At 64.1% G+C, this 16249-nt stretch carries 11 protein-coding genes; 8 read left to right on the forward strand and 3 right to left on the reverse strand.

Annotation, left to right across the window (positions count from 1 at the left end; genetic code table 11):
* Position 1 precedes the first annotated feature (1 nt).
* Positions 2 to 439, reverse strand: coding sequence for an Rrf2 family transcriptional regulator (locus R2N11_RS22715; RefSeq protein WP_199030217.1), 438 nt, complete (start codon positions 437 to 439; stop codon positions 2 to 4).
* 275 nt (positions 440 to 714) lie between these two features.
* On the opposite strand from R2N11_RS22715, the gene R2N11_RS22720 reads away from it, so the two are divergent.
* The 5 genes from R2N11_RS22720 to R2N11_RS22740 all read left to right on the forward strand — a co-directional run bounded on the left by R2N11_RS22720 (position 715) and on the right by R2N11_RS22740 (position 7393).
* Positions 715 to 1242: a hypothetical protein gene (locus R2N11_RS22720; RefSeq protein ID WP_316682460.1), complete on the forward strand. Its 528-nt coding sequence runs from the start codon at positions 715 to 717 to the stop codon at positions 1240 to 1242.
* Positions 1243 to 1357: 115 nt separating this feature from the next.
* Positions 1358 to 2719, forward strand: a complete 1362-nt coding sequence (locus R2N11_RS22725; protein ID WP_316682461.1) for a TolC family protein — start codon at positions 1358 to 1360, stop codon at positions 2717 to 2719.
* A 41-nt stretch (positions 2720 to 2760) separates the two neighbouring features.
* The gene (locus R2N11_RS22730) at positions 2761 to 3927 is read left to right on the forward strand and encodes an efflux RND transporter periplasmic adaptor subunit (RefSeq protein ID WP_316682462.1); all 1167 of its coding nucleotides are present in this window, start codon (positions 2761 to 2763) and stop codon (positions 3925 to 3927) included.
* Positions 3924 to 7073 carry an efflux RND transporter permease subunit gene (locus R2N11_RS22735; RefSeq protein ID WP_316682463.1) on the forward strand — a complete coding sequence of 1050 codons (3150 nt, stop codon included), beginning with the start codon at positions 3924 to 3926 and terminating at the stop codon, positions 7071 to 7073. Before R2N11_RS22730 ends, R2N11_RS22735 begins: the two co-directional genes overlap by 4 nt.
* The gene (locus tag R2N11_RS22740) at positions 7070 to 7393 is read left to right on the forward strand and encodes a P-II family nitrogen regulator (RefSeq protein WP_199030222.1); all 324 of its coding nucleotides are present in this window, start codon (positions 7070 to 7072) and stop codon (positions 7391 to 7393) included. The genes R2N11_RS22735 and R2N11_RS22740 overlap by 4 nt, the downstream gene beginning before the upstream one ends.
* A 116-nt stretch (positions 7394 to 7509) precedes the next feature.
* Here R2N11_RS22740 and R2N11_RS22745 read toward each other — a convergent pair whose 3' ends face one another.
* Entirely contained in the window at positions 7510 to 9768 is a 2259-nt protein-coding gene (locus R2N11_RS22745) for a M1 family metallopeptidase (RefSeq protein ID WP_199030223.1), read from the reverse strand.
* Positions 9769 to 10353: 585 nt separating this feature from the next.
* Between R2N11_RS22745 and R2N11_RS22750 the strand changes: the two genes are divergently transcribed.
* Positions 10354 to 11826 carry a sensor domain-containing diguanylate cyclase gene (locus R2N11_RS22750; RefSeq protein WP_316682464.1) on the forward strand — a complete coding sequence of 491 codons (1473 nt, stop codon included), beginning with the start codon at positions 10354 to 10356 and terminating at the stop codon, positions 11824 to 11826.
* Positions 11827 to 11834: 8 nt separating this feature from the next.
* Here R2N11_RS22750 and R2N11_RS22755 read toward each other — a convergent pair whose 3' ends face one another.
* Positions 11835 to 13961: a TonB-dependent receptor gene (locus R2N11_RS22755; RefSeq protein WP_430715466.1), complete on the reverse strand. Its 2127-nt coding sequence runs from the start codon at positions 13959 to 13961 to the stop codon at positions 11835 to 11837.
* A gap of 447 nt (positions 13962 to 14408) precedes the next feature.
* Between R2N11_RS22755 and R2N11_RS22760 the strand changes: the two genes are divergently transcribed.
* Together R2N11_RS22760 and R2N11_RS22765 are read left to right on the forward strand one after the other, a co-directional pair.
* Entirely contained in the window at positions 14409 to 15068 is a 660-nt protein-coding gene (locus R2N11_RS22760) for a cysteine hydrolase family protein (RefSeq protein WP_316682472.1), read from the forward strand.
* 54 nt (positions 15069 to 15122) lie between these two features.
* Positions 15123 to 16016 carry a LysR family transcriptional regulator gene (locus R2N11_RS22765; protein WP_199030226.1) on the forward strand — a complete coding sequence of 298 codons (894 nt, stop codon included), beginning with the start codon at positions 15123 to 15125 and terminating at the stop codon, positions 16014 to 16016.
* The last annotated feature ends 233 nt before the right edge of the window (positions 16017 to 16249 follow it).

Consider the following 16249-nt stretch of genomic DNA (forward strand, 5'->3'; position numbering starts at 1 on the left):
GCTAGGCTCGGCGACGACGCTTCTGTGCGTGTCCGACTTCTTCCAGCATGCCCGCGATGGTCTGCGCGGCCAGCTCGGCTTCCATGGCGGCTTGCGCGCGTTCGGTCACGCGCTCCAGCACCCCGGTGATCTCGCGGCCCACATCACACGCCGGGTTGGGTGCGTTGGGCGGCAGCGCGATCAGAACGGAGGATTCCACCACACGAAACACATCGAGCAGGGTGATGCGATCTGCCGGCTGCGCCAGCGTTGCGCCGCCCGTTGCGCCCATCTGCGAGCTGACGAAACCAGCTTCGGCCAACTGCGCCACCAGGCGGCGGATCAACGCCGGATTGGTACCCACGCTACCCGCAATGAGCGACGATGGCACCGGCCCTTCTGCACTGGCAAGCAGGGTCAGAATATGCACGGCGACGGCGAAGCGGCTGCTGGTGGACATGGCGGTCAGATAAAGTGTAACCAGTGTAGATACACTTACGCGTGCAGTCAACCCTGTTCGCCGCTTGCGACTCAGAAGGCAGTCGCCAGTGCCGATGCCCTTGTTCTGGCGCATCGCTTAACCGCATGCCCATGGAGCTGGACGACTGGGTGAAGATGGTATTGCCCGGAAATGGAACGGATTCGCGCCGGATAGGTCGATTCCGAGTGACATCCGTGCGTTCTGCCGGAAGTTATGTGCAGATGCAGCAATTTTCCTGCTAGTATTCGGGGCCCATGTTTGTGACAAATCTTCGCCTCGCCTTGCCGACGATGCCTCGCGCTAACGCGCGTGGCGTGCTGTCGCGCGCGCGCGGCGTACGGTGGATCGTCACGATCTGGTGTCTGCTGTTTACCGTTACGGTGTTCTCGGCCACGCATTTCCCCGATGGGCAAGCCGCTGACGATGCGCTGGAAGCCATCGAGGCCGTCGTTGACGATGCGCTGGACGACGTACAGCCGGTTGCCCAGCCCAGCAAGGGCTTCGAGCGCGCCATCAAGGTGGCGCTCGGCAAGCTGGTCAAGCAGCCCGGCCAGTGCTTCAGCGTGGAGCACTGGGTGGCGCAGGCGCACACCGCGCCCGATGCCCCCTCCAGCAACGCTGCTGCCCCTGATCACCCCAGCGACGCGCCCGAACTGTGGCTGCCGCCGCCTCCCATGACGCTTGCGCCCGGCCTGCGTGTCGCGCGCGTCCGCGTTGCGCTCCCGCCATTCCAGGCCGGCCCTGTGCCGGCACCCATGCTGCGCCCGCCCGCGCACGTCTGATCTCCTCCGGCGCTTGCCGGAAGCCACTCCCTTGAGTTCGTAGTGCGGCACCTGCCTTGTTCTTGACAGGCGGGGTGCCCGCGCTTGGCTGTTGTTCTTTTTCAGGATGATCCGGATGTTGTCCAACCAGGACGCGGCCCGACCGTGCCCCGCTGCGGGCGCGCGTGCGTCGCAACGCTTGCTTCTTGCCGCCGTGCTGACGCTGTTGTCGGCATCGGCGGTTTCCGCCCCCGCTGCCTCCGCTGCACCCCCGCAGGCCAAGGTGCCTGTAACCACTCCCACCGCGCCACGTGATGAGGCGCTTCCGCTGCCGCGCTATACGCTGCCGCAATTGCTGGAACTGGCGCGCGCCAATCACCCGGCGCTCGCCGCATCGCAGGCCCAGGTGCGCGCCGCGCAGGCCGGCATGATCACCGCGCGCGCTTGGCCCAACCCCGAAGTTGAGGCGATGACCGGCCGCCAGCGCGCCCGCATGCCCGGTGCGGCAGAAGGCCGCACCAACAGCGTGTCGATCACGCAGAAGCTCGACCTGCCGTGGCAGCGTGCTGCCCGCACGCAGGCTGCGGATGCCGCCTACGAAGGCTCACAGGCCACCGCACGATCGCAAGCGCGCGACGTGGATGCCCAGCTCAAGCTGCGCTTTTATGACGTCGTACGCCGCGAGGCCGAGCAACGCAATGCGCGCGAAGACGTGACCCTGGTCGAGCAGATTCGCCGCCGTGTTGCCGTGCGTGTGGAAACCGGCGAGGCCCCGCGCTACGAATTGATCCGTGGCGATGCTGAGCTGCTCAACGCACAACGCACCGAGCAGGCTGCCGCATTGCGTGTGCAGCAGGCGTTGGCCGAACTGCGCCGCGCTGTTGGCACCGATCTCCCGCAGGCCTTTGACGTGGATGCCGGCGCCGATGCACCGCCCGTGGCCCATCTGCCGCCGCTGGCCGATCTTGTCAGCATGGTGGTGGCAACCCACCCCGATCTCGAAGCCGATCGCGCCGCCGTGCGCGAAGGTGAGGCACGCCTGGCGCACGAGCGCAGCCAGCGCTGGCCGTCGCTCGCACTGCGCGGCACGGTGGATCGCGCCCCCGATTTGCAGGACAACCGCGTGGGCGTGGTGATGTCGATTCCGCTGTTCGACCGGCGCGACGGCCCGGTAGGCGAAGCGGTGGCGGCGCTTGAGCGCGCCCGCGCCGTGCTGCGTGACCGTGAGCTGCAGACCCGCCAGGCGGTGGAATCCGCTTATCGCCAGTACGAGATTGCAGAGTCGCAAGTCAGCGCGCTGGAGTCTGGCGTGGTCAAGCAGGCTGAATCTGCCTTGCGCGTAGCCGAGGCCGCCTACCGCCACGGCGAGCGCGGCATCCTCGATTTTCTCGACGCCCAGCGCGTCTTCCGCCAGGCACGCAACGACCTGATTGCCGCGCGTGCCGACTTGCGCACCGCCGCTGTTGAACTCGACCGCCTGCGCCCGGAGGCTCAATGAGCCAGCACTCCGCTTACCGAACCCAAGAATCCAGCCTGACCATGAACCCACGTTCTTCTCTCTCTTCTTCGATCCGGCTGGCCGGTGTGGCCGTGGCGGCCATGCTGTTGCTCGGCGCTTGCGGCAAGGATGCCGCGAGCGACGCCAAGTCGGCGCAACAGGCCGCCGACCCGAATTTGGTGGTGGCTCAACCCACGCTGGTGCAACGCCTGAAGGTGGCGCAGGTTGGCAAGCAGCCGATCTCTGAACGCCTGCGCGTGCCGGGTCAGATTGCCTTTGACGAACAGCGCGTTGCGCGCATCGGTGCCACCGTGACGGGCCGTGTAACGGAGCTTGTCGCCACACCGGGCCAAAGCGTCAAGGCGGGCGACATCCTCGCGCAACTGCACAGCACCGAGTTGGGGGCCGCGCAGTTGGCCTATCAGAAGGCCGCTGCGCAGCGTGACTTGCAGGCGCGTGCGCTGGAACGCGCCAAGCTGCTGCTGGCCGCCGACGTGATCGGCTCCGCAGAGCTGCAGAAGCGCCAGAGCGAATTGGCGATGGCCGACGCCGAGGTGCGCGCGGCGGTGGACCAGTTGCGCGTCATGGGCGTATCACCCGCCACGCTGGCGAAGATGCGCACGGGCGGCATGTCGTCGATTTCCCCGGTGGTGGCGAGCATCAGTGGCACGGTAGTCGAGCGCAAGGTCACGCGCGGCCAAGTGGTACAGCCTGCCGACGAGTTGTTCACCGTGGCCGACTTGTCGCGCGTGTGGGTAGTGGGCGAGGTGCCCGAGAACGCTGCTGCAGGCGTGCGTGCCGGTCAATCGGTGGAGATCGACACCGGTGCAGGTGAACGCATGGTGGGCAAGCTGATCTGGGTGTCCGATATCGTTGATCCGCAATCGCGCACGGTCACGGTGCGCACGGAAGTCGACAACGCCGAGCGCACGCTCAAGCCATCGATGCTGGCAACGCTGCTGATCCAGTCGCGCCCCGAAGAGCGCGTGGTCGTGCCGACTTCCGCCGTGGTGCGCGAAGACAACCGCGACTACGTGTTCGTGCGCGCCAGCGATTCCGACTACCGTCTCACGCCGGTCAAGCTGGGCGATGAATCCAACGGTGTGCGTCCGGTGCTCTCTGGCGTGCAAGCCGGCCAGCCCATCGTGGTTGAAGGCGGCTTCCATCTGAACAATGAGCGCAAGCGCGCCGAGATGGAGGGTGCATGATCGACGCATTGATTCGCGGCGCGCTCAAGCAGCGGCTCGTGGTGGCCGTGCTGGCCGCCGTGCTGCTGTTCTTCGGGCTGGATGCCGCACGCAAGCTGTCGCTGGACGCGTTTCCAGACGTGACCAATGTGCAAGTGCAGATCGCAACGGAAGCGCCCGGCCGATCTCCGGAAGAGGTCGAGCGCTTCGTGACCGTGCCGGTGGAAATGGCCATGACGGGTCTGCCGGCGCTCACCGAGATGCGCTCGCTCAACAAGCCGGGGCTGTCGCTCATCACGCTTGTCTTTACCGACGAGACGGACGTGTACTTCGCGCGCCAGCTCGTGATGGAGCGGTTGATCGAGGTGCAGTCGCGCATGCCGACGGGCGTGACACCGGTGCTGGGGCCCGTGTCCACGGGTTTGGGCGAGGTGTATCAGTACACGCTCGACAGGCCGGATGACGGCGACAAGGAGCTCTCCGTCGAGGAGCTCACCCAGCGCCGCATTGCGCAGGACTGGGTGGTACGTCCGCTGCTGCGCTCCATTCCGGGCGTGGCGGAAATCAACTCGCAGGGCGGTTACGAGAAGCAGTACCAGGTACTGGTCAACCCCGAGCGGCTGCGCCACCACAACGTGACAGTCAAGCAGGTGTTCGAGGCGCTAGCCGCCAACAACGCCAACTCGGGCGGCGGTGTGCTGCCGCACTTTGCGGAGCAGTACCTGATCCGCGGTGTGGGTCTGGTGCGTGATACCAACGACATTGGCGCCATCGTGCTCAAGGAGGTCAACGGTACGCCGCTCAATATCCGCGATGTGGCGGAGGTGAAGATCGGCACGGCAGTGCGTGCGGGGGCGGTGGTCAAGAACGGCGTGACGGAATCCGTCGGCGGCGTGGTGATGATGATGCGCGGCGGCAACGCCAAGGAAGTCGTCGCCCGCATCCAGGATCGCGTCAAGGCCATCAACGACAACGGCATGCTGCCCGGCGGCCTGAAGATCGTGCCGTACTACGAGCGTTCGGACCTGGTTGATTCGGCACTCAAGACCGTCATCAAGGTGCTGGCCGAAGGTGTGGTTCTGGTGGTGATCGTGCTGCTGCTGTTCCTGGGGGACATCCGCTCGTCGTTGATCGTCGTTGGCACGCTGATCCTGACGCCGCTGCTGACGTTCATCGCAATGAACAAGCTCGGTATCTCGGCCAACCTGATGTCGTTGGGTGGGCTGGCGATTGCCATTGGCTTGATGGTGGATGGCTCGGTGGTGGTGGTGGAGAACGCCTTTGCGCACCTTGCGAAGCCGCGTGACCCGAATGAAAGCCGCGCACGCATCATCCTGCATGCGGTGACGGAGGTGGCGACGCCCGTGATCTTTGGCGTGGGCATCATCATCCTGGTGTTCCTGCCGTTGATGACGCTGGAGGGCATGGAAGGCAAGATGTTTGCGCCGCTGGCCTTCACGATTGCGATTGCGCTGTTCTTCTCGCTGGTGCTGTCGCTCACGCTCACGCCGGTGCTGTCTTCGTATCTGTTGAAGCCCAAGGCGCACAAGCACGTGGAAGGCGAGCATAGCGATGACCCGCACGCGGAGCACGATGCGCATGACACGTGGCTGATCCGCAAGATGAAGAAGCCGTATCTGCGCATGCTGGAGTTCAGCCTGAACAACGGTCGAAAGACTGTCGCGGTGGCGGTGGCGGTGTTCCTGGCTACCGGCGCGCTGATGCCGTTCCTGGGCACGGCGTTCATCCCCGAGATGAAGGAAGGTTCGGTGGTGCCCGGCATCAACCGCGCGCCGAACATCTCGCTGGAAGAGTCGATCCGCATGGAGATGGAAGCCATGCGCCTGGTGATGCAGGTGCCGGGTGTGAAGTCGGCCGTGTCCGGCGTGGGCCGTGGCGAATCCCCGGCCGACCCGCAGGGCCAGAACGAATCGACCCCGATCGTATCGCTCAAGCCGCGTGACGAGTGGCCGAATGGCTGGAACCAGGACGACATTGCCGAGGCCATGCGCCGCGCGTTGCAAGTGCTGCCCGGCGTGCAGATCGTCATGGCCCAGCCCATCTCTGACCGCGTGGACGAGATGGTGACGGGCGTGCGTTCGGACGTGGCCATCAAGGTGTTTGGCGATGATCTGAACGTGCTGCGCGAGAAGGCTGAGGCAATTGCCAAGGTGGCGCAGGGCATTCAGGGCGCGCAGGACATGCGTGTGGAGCGCATCACCGGCCAGCAGTACCTGCAGATTGCCATTGACCGTCAGGCCATTGCGCGCCATGGCCTGAACGCGGCCGACGTGCACAACGTGATCGAAACCGCCATCGGCGGCAAAGAGGCCACGGAAATCTTCGAAGGCGAGCGCCGCTTCAGCGCAGTGGTGCGCCTGCCGGAGACGTATCGCGGCAGTGTGGAGGCCATCCGCAACCTGATCGTGGCGGCACCCAACGGCGCGCAGGTGCCGATGGAGAGCATCGCCCGCATCGAGGTGACCGACGGCCCCGCACAGATCAGCCGCGAACTGGGCAAGCGCCGCGTGGTGGTGGGCGTAAACGTGCGTGACCGCGATCTGGGCGGCTTCGTGGCCGAGCTGCAAGGTGCCGTGGCGCAGAAGGTGAAGCTGCCCGAGGGCTACTACCTGGAGTGGGGTGGCCAGTTCCAGAACATGGAACGTGCCATGGGCCACCTGAAGGTGATCGTGCCGATTACGGTGGCAGCCATCTTCTTCCTGCTATTCCTGCTGTTCAACTCCGTGCGCTACGCCACGCTGATCATCCTGGTGCTGCCGTTTGCCTCTGTGGGCGGGATCATCGGGTTGTTCGTCACCGGGGAGTATCTGTCGGTGCCAGCCTCGGTGGGCTTTGTCGCGCTATGGGGCATTGCGGTGCTCAACGGCGTGGTGCTGGTCAGCACGATCCGCAGCCTGCGCGAGCAGGGCATGTCGGTGGAGGAATCTGTGCGGTTGGGTTCGCGCATGCGCTTCCGCCCGGTGATGATGACGGCCACCGTGGCCATGCTGGGGTTGATTCCGTTCCTGTTTGCCACGGGCCCGGGTTCGGAAGTGCAACGGCCGCTGGCCATCGTGGTGATCGGCGGTCTGCTGACCTGCACGCTGCTCACGCTGGTGATGCTGCCCACCCTGTACAAATGGTTTGATGAGGAGAGCAAGGCATGAAGGAAATCCGCATCGTAGTGCGCCCGCAATTGCTGGAGCGCTTGCATGAGGCGCTGCGCGGTTGCCCGGGGTTTCCGGGCATGACGGTGGGTGAGGTGAACGGCTACCCGCCGGTGGCTTCGCAGGCCGGTGCACATTCCATCAAGGAAGACCTGACGGAGTTCGTGCCGCGCGTGCGGATCGAGTTGGTCGTGTCGGATGCGCTGGCCAGCATGTTGTTCGATGCCGCCGTCAAGGTGCTCGAACACGGGCAGACCGGTGAGAGCGCGATCTGGATGACCGACGTCGTGCAGGCCACGTTTCTGCATCGCACGGGGTGATGATGGTGTGATGCGCGCATGAAAAACGGCGGACTGTGTCCGCCGAAAATCAGGAGACAACGTTGCAGCGGGCCGCTTTCCAGAGCACACGGAAAACGGCCCGTTTGCCTTGGCGCTTACCGCTTCAGGTCGGTCAGGTGCTTCATGACGCCCTCGTAGCGGAACTTGTGGATTGGGCGATCCATCGACTGCATCTCCTGCAGCTGCACCGCTTGCGGACGCAGCGAGCCGGTCGGCTTCACTGCCTGCGTGGCCAGCGTGGCCACAGCAGGCTGGAAGTTCTTGATGCCGACGATCTGGTCGTACTGCGCCTTGGTGATGAGCTGCGCGTTGTACAGCTGCGTGGCATCGCCCGCGATGTTGGTCTTGGTGGCGTCGGTGGTAATGGCACCGGCCTGCGCCAGCAGGTTGCTCCACAGCGTCGGGCTGTAGTTGGTCACGTAGTAGTCCAGGCCCGACGGGTTGGCCAGCACGGCAGAGCACGTCGGCAGCGTGACCTGCGCAGTCTGCTGATCCAGCACGATGGTCTGCGTCTGGCCGAAGTTGTCACCATACGCCAGCGTGAGCGGCACATTCCACTGGTAGCCGGAGTAGACGTTCTTGTTCGGGAACGCCTTTTGCGTGATGGTCAGCACGTTCTGGTTGGTGGCCGGATTGCACTGCGCATCAATGGTGACGAGCGGCAGGCCCGTCTGACGCACAAAGCTGTCGCCCACCTTGCCCACCGGCTTGCCGCTGGCGGCTTCCAGTTCTGCCCACAGGCGCGGCGGCGTACCGTTGCCGAACTTGTACTTGTTCAGGTAGCTCTGCAAGCCCTTGCGCATGGCATCTTTGCCGACGTAGTTCTCGATCATCTGCAGAACGTGGCCGCCCTTGTTGTAGGCAAAGCTGTCGAGGAAATCCATCGAGCCGGCGTCGCTCAGGTTGTGCTGCACCGGCACGGCCGTCGGCTGCAGGTCCAGCGTGATCACGCGCTGCTTGACCGCCGCATAATTGGCCCACGTGTTGCCCGGGAACTCCGGATGGATGGTGATCTTCGTGACGTTCTCGAACCAGTTGGCGAAGGATTCGTTCAGCCAGATGTCATCCCACCAGTCCAGCGTGACCAGATCGCCAAACCATTGGTGCGCCAGCTCATGCGATACCACTACGAACGAGCGCGCCTTGCCCATCGAGTGAACGGTCGTGGGTGCGCCATCGGGCGGTACCAGCACCTGGTCGGCAAATTCGAAGATGGCGCCCCAGTTCTCCATGCCGCCAAAGCCGGCATTCTTGTTGTTGTAGCTGTCGTTGGCGACGATGGTGTCCATCTTGTCGAACGGCAGCGGGATCTGGAAGTAGTTGTAGTAGTGGTTCAGCGCTTCCTTCGTGAACTGCATGCCGGCCACCGCCGAGTGTGCCTCGCCAGGCGGCACCCACCAGCGCAGGCGCATGCTGCTGCCATCGAGCGGGTTGGTGAACTTGTCTTCCAGGATGTCGAACTTGCCGCCGCCGAAGAACAGCAGGTACGCCGGCATCGAAGGCGTCTTGGCAAACGAGACCTGCTGGTAGCCGTCCGGCAGCTTGGTCGCGCCGGTCTGGCGGCCGTTGGCCACGGCCTTCCAGTCGCCCGGGATTTCTGCCGTCACCTCAAAGGTGTTGCGGAAGGCGGGCTCATCCCAGCTCGGGAACCATTCACGCGCAAAGTTGGATTCGCCCTGCGTGACGATGGCGTCGGAACTTTCCCCCGTTGCTGCCTGCAGGCCCAGCTTGAAGATGCCCTCGGCCTTGGTGAAGTTGATCGTGCCCGTCCACTCCATGTGCAGCACGTAGTTGCCGGGCTTGATGTCGCCGGTCGGGTCACGCAGGTCGTAGAAGGCGCCCTGCGACTGCGGAATCGGCACCAGCACGCGCGATGCGCCGCTGCCGGAAGTGGGGGTAAGCGTCAGGCGCGAGGCGTCGAGCTTCAGGTCACGGACGGCCAGCGTGACAGCGCCGGTCTGCTTGGTGACCTTGATCTCCACGTCGGCGCGGCCCGAGAAGCTGTTGAGGTCTGCGCTCGGACGGAACCACAGCTTGTAGTTGACGGGTTTGATGTAGTCCGGCAATTCCACGGGCGGCACGGATGCATCGACGGCAGGTGCCGGTGCATTGGTGTTGCCGGTATTGGCATTGCCCTGCTGCTCCGAACCGTTGGCGCCAAGCTTGCCGCCCGCCGGGCTGAGCGTGTCGTCGCCGCCGCCGCCGCAAGCCGCCAGAATCATCATCGCCGCCGTAGCCTGGGCTACCAGGGCAAGCTTGAACGCGCGGCGCGTGTGACGGTTGCCTGCGCTGCCGGTTGCTGCGCCATTGGCATATGTCGCGGCCGTACGACGGGTGGTGGTCGAATCCCGCATTGCCTTTCTCCTCAGATGGAAACGAATCGGCAGCCCAGGGCTCGAAAAGATTGGGGGGGAAGGACCGCCGAATCAGGACAGGAATAACCCCGCAGTCGCAGGACATAAAACGACGACATGGCGTGACAGTGTCGTCACAGCCCTGCTCAGGGATGCACGGATTCTGGAGGAAAAGTTCTCTGAATCGAGACGAAGTTTTTTAATTCACACGCGGCAAAGAATTGCCCGGTTTCTTGTAGATTTTGACCCGGAAAGACTCGCGCCGGTGGCTCAAACCGGGTGCTGCGCGTGAGTTTTGCAAAGCGCATTGAAAAATAGAAATGCAGCACGCGATTCTTGAATGTTTCGTAAAAATTCGGAGGCGATTTATTACAACATTAGATAAAGAAAAACTGTACACGCAGCGCCCGTCGATAATGCGGAATAAAAACGCGCTGAATATAGTCTGACGATTTGCTGACGACGGTTGGAGGCCGGAGCCGAGGCAGGGGTAATTCTTCCGGATGAGGCAAGCATTGCGCGCGACAGTGTGCAAAGCCTGTACGCTCGCAACGTTGGTTAACTTGTTCTCTCGTTGAGCGTTTCATGCAATCCGCGTCCGATAGCGTCAGCAGCCCGGCTGCCGTCGGGGTCGACCTGATCGACTTCTTCGATGTCACTCCCACCTCGCTCTGGCTGGAGGATTACAGCGATCTCCATCGCTTGTTCGCCAAGTGGCGAGAAGCCGGGGTGACCGACCTGCAGCGCTTTCTGGAAGAGGACGTATCGCGCGTGGCGGCGTGTTCTGCCTGTATCAAGGTGCTGCGTGTGAACCAGCGCACGCTGTCGATGTACGCCGCCCCGGACGCCGCGACCCTGACCGCCCGTTTGGCCGACGTCCTGCGCGACGACATGCTTGAGGCCCACGTGGGTGAACTGGTGCAGATGTGGTCTGGCGAGCGATCGTTCGAGAGCCGCAGCGTCAACTACACGCTGGACGGCCGTCGCCTCGATATCCTGCTCAAGGGCGTGCTGCTGCCCGACCACGACCAGCCGTGGGACCGCGTGCTCGTGGCCGTAGACGACATCACCGAGCTGGAAGATGCCCGCCGCCGGGTCGCCGCCAGCCAGCTCTATGCGCAGGGCGTGTTCGAGCACGCCCCTGTTTCGCTCTGGGTTGAGAACTTCAGCACCATCAAGACCCTGCTGGATGACGTGCGCATGCAGGGCATCACGGATTTCCGCACCTTTACCGACGTGCACCCCGAGTTTGTCGAGCGCTGCATGCAGGAGATTCAGGTGCTGGACGTCAACGGCTTCACGCTGGAGATGTTCAAGGCGCGCAACCGCAACGATTTGCTCAGTCGCTTGCCCGAAGTGTTTCGCGACGACATGCGCCCGCACTTTCGCGAGCAGTTGATCGACCTGTGGGAGGGCAAGCTCTTCCAGCAGCGCGAGGTGGTCAACTACGCGTTGGACGGCAACCCCCTGAACATCCACCTGCAGTTTTCCGTGTTTCCGGGGCGCGAGCAGGATTGGAACAAGGTGCTGCTGGCGCTGACCGACATCACCGCCCGCAAGAAAGCCGAGTCCTACCTGGAATACCTCGGCAAGCACGACGTTCTGACCAAGCTGAAGAATCGCTCGTTCTACGTGGACGAGGTCAACCGGCTGGAGCGCAAGGGGCCGTTCCCCGTGACGGTCATCATGATCGACCTGAACGATCTGAAGACTGTGAACGACCAACTCGGCCACGCCGCGGGTGATGCACTGCTGCGCCGCGCCGGCGAGGTGCTCGGCAAGGCCGTTGACAAGCCGTCATATGCCGCACGAATCGGCGGCGACGAGTTTGCCGTGCTCATGCCCGGTGCGGACACCCATGCCGGCCTGACGTTGATGGAAAGCCTGCGCAAGCTGGTCGAACTCAACAACCAGTTCTATTCAGGCTCGGCGCTGGGCTTCTCGATGGGCTGCGCGACATGTCACGAGGCGGGCCGCCTGGAAGACGCCCTGCGCGAGGCCGATGCCGCCATGTACGAAGACAAGCGCGTTCAGCACGAGGGCGGCCGGCCGGCGTAGGGCGCGCGTCAGAAACTCCAGGCGATGCCTGCGCGCAACGTGCGCGGCTCGGTGGGGTGGATGTGATGGTCCTGGATGCCGGTCGGTACGCCGTCGGCATCAACGGGTGAGGGCTCCCCCTTCAGGCGCGATGCATAGTAGTAGTCGATGTCGTTCGCGCGCTTGTTGAACACGTTGAGCACTTCCACGAACACGCGCACGTCTTTGCGAATGCGATAACCCGCCTTCAGGTTGACCAGGAACGACGACGCCGAGCGCACGCTGTTGTCTTCAATGAGCGGGCGCGGGCCGAAGTAGCGCAGCCGCGTTCCCAGCGTCCAGCGGCCAACCGCCCAGGACACGCCTGCCGATGCCGTAGTTTGAATGGCTTCGGGAATGTAGTCCCCCACGGCTTCATGGTCCCGGTACCGGGCGCGCGAGAACGCCGCATCGGCATCGATGATGAGATCAGGCCGGGGTGTGTAGTACGCGGCCAGTTCAATGCCCGTGCGCCGGCTCGGGCGGCTGGGCTCGGTGGTGCCGCTGTCGCCCGAAAAGACCAGCTCCGAGCCGATATCCAGCCGCCATAGCGACGCCGAAAGCTGCAGGCCCGGCAGCACGTTGCGCGTGCGCACGCCGGCCTCATACCCCACTGCAGGCACCAGTACGCTCACCTTCTGCACTGGGCCACCCGTGCTCGGGTCGACTGTGGTGGTGGCGCCGCGCACGTCGTTGCTGTGGTATCCGCGTCCCCAGTTGAAGAACACGTCGGTCTGCGTGGTGGGCGACAGGATGACGCTCAGCTTGGGGCTGAGGATGTGATCGTTACCGCGTCCGGAGTTGCTGGCATTGCTGCTGCCTACGTCGTACCAGAACTGGTCGGCACGCAGGCCGGCCACGGTGCGCAGCCAGGGAGTCCACTGCGTGCTGTTGCGCGCGTAGAGTGCTGCGCTGGTTTCGTTCACGGTGTCGCTGCGCACCAGCGCATACGGCGTGCGTGCTTCAGTCTGCGACAGGCTGATCGGGTCCAGCCGGTCATAGCGGACTTGCGTACCGATCTCGGTTTCGCTATCGCGCCCGGCCAGGGTGCCGAACCATGTGCGTGCGGCGTTGGCACCGGCCGTAGTGCGGTTCTCGAACTGCATGAACTGGTCGCCGCGTTCCGGGTTGTTCAGCGCGTAGGTGAAGTTGGAGAACAGCGTGAGCCGGCTCTTGATGACGTAGGCGTTGGCGGTGACGGACCCATCGCCCAGCGGCCGCAACCAATCGGCCGATAGGCTGTAGCGCGATGCTGCACCGCCGTCCGTCGGGTCAATGGCGCCAAAGCGGGAGATCAGCCCCTGGTCGATCGCGCGCTGCGGCACCTGGTCGGTGGATTGCCACGCGTTCTTGTAGGCCATGCCGGTCAAGCGCAAGCGCTCGCCGCCGCCCAGCGGTACGGCGTAGCGCAGCACGCCGTTGAGCTTGTGCACGCCTTCGGGTACCACCCACGGGCCGTTCTCGGTCAGCCATTCCAAGCCGTAGAGCAGGCTGCCCGTTGGCAAATCCGTCGACCCAGCCAGCAGCCCGCGCTTGTAGCCGTGCTCGCCAAGTTCTGCCTGCGCAATGCCGTGCTGCCCATCAGGAAAGCGGTCGATGTAGTCCATGCGTACCGAACCTGCCGCTGAGAAATCGCCTTCCTCCGCAAAGTACGGCCCCTTGCGGTACGCAATACCGTTCAGCAGCTCCGGGATGACGAAGTTCAAATCGGTATAGCCCTGCCCATGCGCGTGCGTGCGCATGTTGACGGGCATGCCCGCCACGGTGGTCGACAGATCCGTGCCGTGGTCCAGGTTGAAGCCGCGCAGGAAGTACTGGTTGGCTTTGCCATCGCCGCTGTGCTGCGTGACGATCAGGCCGGGCACCGTTTCCAGCAGCTCGCCGGGGCGCAGCAGCGGGCGGCTCTCCAGCTGCGCGCGCGACACGTAACCTGTATTGGCCGTGTCGACATCGGTGCGCGTGCCGCTTTGTGGTGCATGTACGACGGTGGCATCCAGCGCCAGGTCGTTCTGCTGTGTGCCGCCCGCCATCACGGCCAGCGGTTGCAGAAGGGCGGTGCCCAACAAGGTGTGCAGCAGGCGCGGCGATCGCAGCCGTGCCGAAAACGTGATTCCCATGCGCCGCATGTCGCGCAGTCTCCCCGGGTGTTGGGTTGTGATGGTTGAAGCGGGTGCCGGGTATGCAAGGCATATGCCGGTCCGCTGTGCTTGTCTGAGGGGTGGCTTATGTGGATACCAGAAGGCGTATCAGAGGTATAGGAACGGTGGCGGCACCGGAAGTGGGGTAGAGCGGAGTCAGAATTCTCAACATAATGGCGCCCGCGCCGGCCGAGTGAAAGGTCTTGACTTGGGCAGGCGCTGCCGTAGGACCGTTTGGCAAGCGGCGCCCACGTGTTCCAACCATGCCGGTGCGGGCGGCGACTTGTGCAGACCGCGCACAAATCCTGTCGCCCAGGTGGTCTGGTCCTGAGCGACGCACGCTGACAGACTGCGCTCCTGACTTTCTCCTCAGGAGCCGCCATGAACTTCCGCCTCTTCCATTTCATCAAAACGCTCGCCACCGGCATGTCGCTCACGGCTGCCGTGGTTGCCAACGCTTCTGCCGCGCAACCCAACCCGCATCCGACCATCCGCGCCATGGCGGGCGTCGGCACGCTGGATCATCTGGACCCGAAGACGACCGCGCTGATCGTGATCGACTTCCAGAAGGAATATTCCACTGGCAAGATGCCGATTCCGGACGGGGCCAAGGCCGCTGAAAATGCCAAGAAGCTGATTGCCTTTGCCGACCAGAACAAGATGCCGGTGTTCCAGGTGCAGCACGTCACCCCCGCCGGCTCTGCCGTGTTTGCCGCGGACGGCGACACCGTGAAGTTCCAGCCCGGCATGGAGCCGCGCGCGAACGACATCCTGGTCAAGAAGGACACCGTGAGCGTGTTTGCCAGCTCCGATATCGACAAGCAGCTGAAGGCTCGCGGCATCAAGACCGTTGTGATTGCCGGCCTGATGACCCACGCTTGCGTGGCCGGTGCCGCGCGTGACGCAGCGCCGCTCGGCTACAACGTCGTGGTAGCATCCGACGCCTCCGCCACGCGCGATATCACCCGTGCGAATGGCGACAAGATCAACAAGGATGACCTCCACCGCGCTGCACTGGCCGAAGTCGAAGACACGTTCGGCTATGTCATGAAGACGGCGGAGATCGAGCGTCTGCCGCTGCGCTAATCCACTTTCTTGATGCACAAAGCGGGCGCAGGCCCGCCTGCTGCATTCGCGCCTATGGACCAGTTGCTTGCAATGCGCGTGTTTTGCGCCATCGTCGAGGCACAAGGGTTTTCCGCCGCAGCGGAGCGCCTCGACAGCACGCATTCCTCCGTCTCACGGCAACTGAAGAATCTTGAAGCTGCGCTGGGCGTGCAATTGCTCAACCGTACAACGCGGCGCTTTTCGCTGACCGCCGCGGGGCAGCGCTACTACGAAGCCTGCATCGACATCCTCGCGCGTGTGGAGGCCGCCACGCAGGCCATGGCACATGAGCACCAGCGTGTGGCCGGCACATTGCGCGTGAGCGTGCCGCTGGCCATCGGCACCCTGGAGCTTGACGATTGGCTGCCGGCCTTCCAGACGCGTTACCCCGACATCCGCCTCGATTTGTCGTGCAGCGACGAGATGGTCGACCTCGTTGCCGACGGCTTTGACCTTGCGCTGCGGATCAGCCAACCCTTGGGCGACAGCAGCCTCGTCGCGAGAACCCTGGTCGAATCCGATATCGTGTTGGTCGCCTCACCGGTCTATCTGGCCCGGCATGGGTTGCCGGCCACGCCGCACGCACTCGCACAGCACGAGCTGATCGCCTTTTCCGGCTCGCAGACAGCCACCGAGTGGGTGATCGAACCCGCGCGGGGCGAGGCAGTCCACCTCCCGCTGGAAGGGCGCCTCATGACCGATGCCATTACCGCCGCCTATTCGGCCACGCTGGCGGGCGTCGGCATTGCCGCTTTTACGTGGAATACCGTACGACCGGCGCTGGCGCGTGGGCACTTGGTCCATGTTCTGCCGGGCTGCACGCTCGGCAAGCGCTTCTACTACGCACTCTATCCACACACGCGTCATGTGGCCCCCAAGGTGCGGGCCTTTGTCGACTACATGAGCGAGCACTACCGCGCACGCTAGCCGGCACCCGGCTCGCCGCAACCATGCGGAATCAGACCTTTCCGATTCGCCCAGCCACAGCCGGTCGGTACATTCGCACGCGTGTCGAACTGTGACGCGGGGCCGGCCACGGTCGCGGGCGCAACCTGATGCTCCGTTTCGATGCTTCTGCATGTGAAGACGCCGTGCGGTTTGTCCGCCTTGCCAGGCGAATGACGGCCACCGTCCGATTGCCATCCTCGTCGTGATACGAA

Origin of the sequence: Ralstonia flaminis (genome assembly GCF_958415495.1) — a bacterium.
In the GTDB taxonomy this organism is placed as follows: domain Bacteria; phylum Pseudomonadota; class Gammaproteobacteria; order Burkholderiales; family Burkholderiaceae; genus Ralstonia; species Ralstonia flaminis.